The 3,622-nt window shown below is 51.5% G+C and carries 2 protein-coding genes; both read right to left on the bottom strand.

All coding sequences use genetic code 11. The features are described from left to right. On the bottom strand, window positions 1–2,694 hold the full coding sequence (gene malT / locus JTI98_RS03405) for an HTH-type transcriptional regulator MalT (protein ID WP_216081920.1): 2,694 nt from the start codon (window positions 2,692–2,694) through the stop codon (window positions 1–3). A 377-nt stretch (window positions 2,695–3,071) separates the two neighbouring features. Continuing rightward, entirely contained in the window at window positions 3,072–3,503 is a 432-nt protein-coding gene (locus JTI98_RS03400; protein WP_216081919.1) for a hypothetical protein, read from the bottom strand. Between the last annotated feature and the right edge of the window lie 119 nt (window positions 3,504–3,622).

Raw genomic sequence — 3,622 nt, 5'->3', positions numbered from 1 at the left:
CTACACCCCATAACCCATCATTTTCAGCAGCCGCTGCGCGTGTTGGACCGCATCCTGACGGTGCGCCACGCCCAGTTTTTGATACAAATTACGGATATGCGTCTTGATGGTGGTCGCCGCTACCGCCAGTTCGCCAGCGATTTGCTCGTTGCTGTAGCCGGAATAGATCAGCCCCAGCACCTGCCATTCGCGCTGCGTCAGCGGACTGGTGCGGATTAGCTCTGGTACTTCCGGGTGGTTCAGCAGGCGCTCAACAAAGCTTTCGTCAAAGTGGGCGAACTTGTGGCGGTGATGCTGGTTGATCTCACGCAGAATGCGCTGCGCGCGGTGTTGGTCCAGTTCCGGCAGCGTATTCAGTTGAATAAGCTGGCGTAGTTGCTGCGCCATCGACTCGCCTTCAATCACGAAATGGCTGATGAATCCGGTGCGATTGGCTAATTGCAGGGCATCAAGCAGCACGCGCTGCGCGTCATTTTTGCGCCCGGCCTGCCAGTAAAGTTGGTTGAGCAGCAGCAGGTTACGGTTAAGGTCGCTCATCAGGCGCAGGCTTCGTGCGTTTTCATTCAGCTCTTCGAGTACGATTTCAGCGGGTTCAAATTCACCCAGCAGAATTTGCGCTCTGGCGATATTACGCCACTGGCCTTGCAGGAAGTGGTTATTGGCAAACTCCGGTTTCGGCGTCTGGCGCAGCCAGTTGGCGGCCGACTTTTTATCGCCGACCATTTGCCAGTAGATCACCCGAACTTTATCGGCGTTTGAGATCCAGTCGCTATGGTAGTGACCGTTGCCCAGCAGATTCTCCAGGCGGTTGAGATGGCTGCGGGCATTGTCCAGATCGCCACGGGCCAGCGAGCACTGCACCAACAGCGCCAGACACTGTAATTGTTGTTGCGGCTGAAAGGCGGAAAGCACTTCGATACCGCTGCGCGCAGAAGCTTCCGCTTCATCCAGTCGCGCCCATGCCCACAGCAGTTGGGCCCGAATGCGCACCAGAAATTCGTGCATGGGCAATTGTTCCAGATGCTGATCTTTAATCAACTGGAACGCTTTCTCCTGGGTTTCCCAGGCGGCCTGCAAAAAACCCTGGGCAAAGAGGATTTCACTTTGCTGGATCAAGCTCCAGAGCGCGTAGTGCCAGACATCATGATGACGCGCCATCTGTTCGGTCTGCTGCATCAGTGTTAAGGAGCGAGAGAGATCGCCTTTACAGTGCAGCACTTCGCCGTGCACCGAGGTTGCAACAATACGGCTGTAATACAAGGCGATGGGCAACTCATCCAGCGCCAGTTTCGCCAGGCGTTCAGCCTCATCGGGATTGCCGTCGTTGATCGCCACCTGAGCGCGGAGCGCGTTAAACTCGGCATGCAGCGTGCTGTCCATCACGCCCTGAATCTCTTGTTCGGCACGGGCCAGCAGGGTGTTTACTTCGCTGTAGCGATGCTGGCTCTGCATCAGCCAGGCCTGTAACAACACCAGACGCGGGTTTTCCAGCAGGCTTTCCCACGGCAGCGCTTTTAGTGACTCTTCCAGCAGCGCCAGTTCGCTGTGGTTAAACAATCCCCACGCGTGGTTAAGCAAAATATCGCGCAGCATATGCGCATCGCCGGCCGCCAGCGCATGGTGGATGGCTTCGCTGGGGAAACCCTGCGCCATCCAGCTTTCCGCTGCGGCGCGATGGATATCAGGTAACTCGGTCGCCAGTTCCCACTGGCAGCGCTGGCGCAGGAAACTGCCAAACAGCGGGTGATAACTGAACCATTCGCCGGAGTCATCCATCCGTTGCAGGAAAAGCCCTTGCCGCTCGATCTCTTCCAGCCGCATCTGACCATTTTCTTCGCCGGTTACACGTACAATCAGCGCATCGTTCATTGACCGTAAAACTGCACTTTTCAGCAGGAAAAGGCGGGTGCTGACATCGACGCTGTCCAGCACTTCATCGACCAGATAATCTGAAAGATGGCTGGCGTTAATTCCCGCCAGACGGCGTGCCGACTGATGCGCTGAGTGGTTGTTTTGCCGCGCAGAGAGGGCGATGAGCTGTAATGCGGTCGCCCAGCCTGCCACATCGTCACACATCCGGCTGCTTTCGGCGGCTTCGATGGGGGAGGATAAGCGGCGGTCAAAAAACTGTTTGGCTTCCTGATGATTAAAGGCCAGTTGCTGACTGCCTATCTCCAGAAGCTGGTCGCGCACGCGCAGGTTGGCAATCCCCAACTGCGGTAAATTACGCGACAGTACCACCAGCGTGAGATTTTCAGGCTGATGACGCAGGAAGAAGCGCATGGACTCATGAATCACCGGATTAGTGATAAGATGGTAATCGTCGATGACCAGATACAGCGGGCGATGCCATTCCGCCAGCTCAATAAAGAGCTGCGCAAAAAGCGAAGTCAGACTGACATACTGCCGTTTTTGCACCATCACTTCGCTGGTGGTGCAATGACCGTTAGTGGCCTGCTGTACCGCGGCAATCAGATAGCTGGCAAAACGCTCCTGCTGGTTGTCGCCCTCATCCAGTGAGTACCAGCCGAGTTCGGCCCATTGTGAAATGAGCGTAGTCTTCCCATAACCTGCAGGACTTGTGATCAGGGCCAGCCTGAAATTGTTCGCGCCGGAAAGTTTAGCCAACAGGCGCTCACGGACCACTGTATGGTCGAGACGAACCGGACGACTTAGTTTGGACGGAATCAACATAGTTAACACTTCACTGTGGAAAATGGGGGACTGCGATTTTTTTTTGCGCTTCGTAATTAATAGATATAAGGTCGGCCAGATTAGGAACTTTTGCAAGGTATGTCCGGTAATGAACCGCCTTAATTTGCACTACATCACAAATTTATCTGATGGATAACCTCTACTGGATACGGGCTGGCGGAGGGGATGTCGGGGTATTTACTTTTGCTAAAGAATCCTGACACTTTGTATAGGCTCACGACTCTGTCCGTGACAGACGAAATTGTAACTTACCGTGATAAAATTTTTACCGACAAAGGTAATCAGAGGTGAGGATGTTATCGATATAAAAAAGGTAATCTTATTCTCGTTATTATTAGCAGTTTCTATGACTGCTCTTACCAGAAACTACGATTATCAACAAGGGTTTCGCAAAGCTTAACATCAGTCACATGATAATCATGAAGGTTGTCCTGCGGGCAGGAATGGTAGGAAAGTGCCAGCAAGAGAAATGGCACAATAMAGTTWGCAATAAAACCGATTATAAAGAATAAGGTGATAGCGGCGAGAACCCATCCTTCAAAAGGATCGGGAAGTGCCTTGTATTGCAAATCATCGGTAAATAAAACACGAACCATAGCAATCACAACATACATGACCAGAGGTATAGCTCCTATAAGTGCACAAGTTTGATTATAAGAAATAACGTCTCCCATCCTCATTAAAGATAAAAAATCCGTCATAACCAATCCAAAGAATAAGAAATCCAAAAAGCCAAAACAAAAAATAATAAAAAAAATAATTATGATTTGGAGTCGTAATTTTCGCATGCCTGTTTGCCTGTACATAAATGAGAGTTAAAAAAAACTACGATTATCAACAAGGGTTTCGCAAAGCTTAACATCAGTCACATGATAATCATGAAGGTTGTCCTGCGGGCAGGAATGGT

Origin of the sequence: Citrobacter sp. MGH 55 (genome assembly GCF_016906145.1) — a bacterium.
Classification (GTDB): Bacteria; Pseudomonadota; Gammaproteobacteria; order Enterobacterales; family Enterobacteriaceae; genus Citrobacter_A; species Citrobacter_A amalonaticus.
Note: the sequence above shows the minus strand (reverse complement) of the source record. Positions and strands in the feature narration are given on the sequence as shown.

Coding starts and splice junctions, on each gene's coding strand:
- malT (WP_216081920.1), bottom strand. CDS start 2,694: ATGTTGATTCCGTCCAAACTAAGTCGTCCGGTTCGTCTCGACCATACA.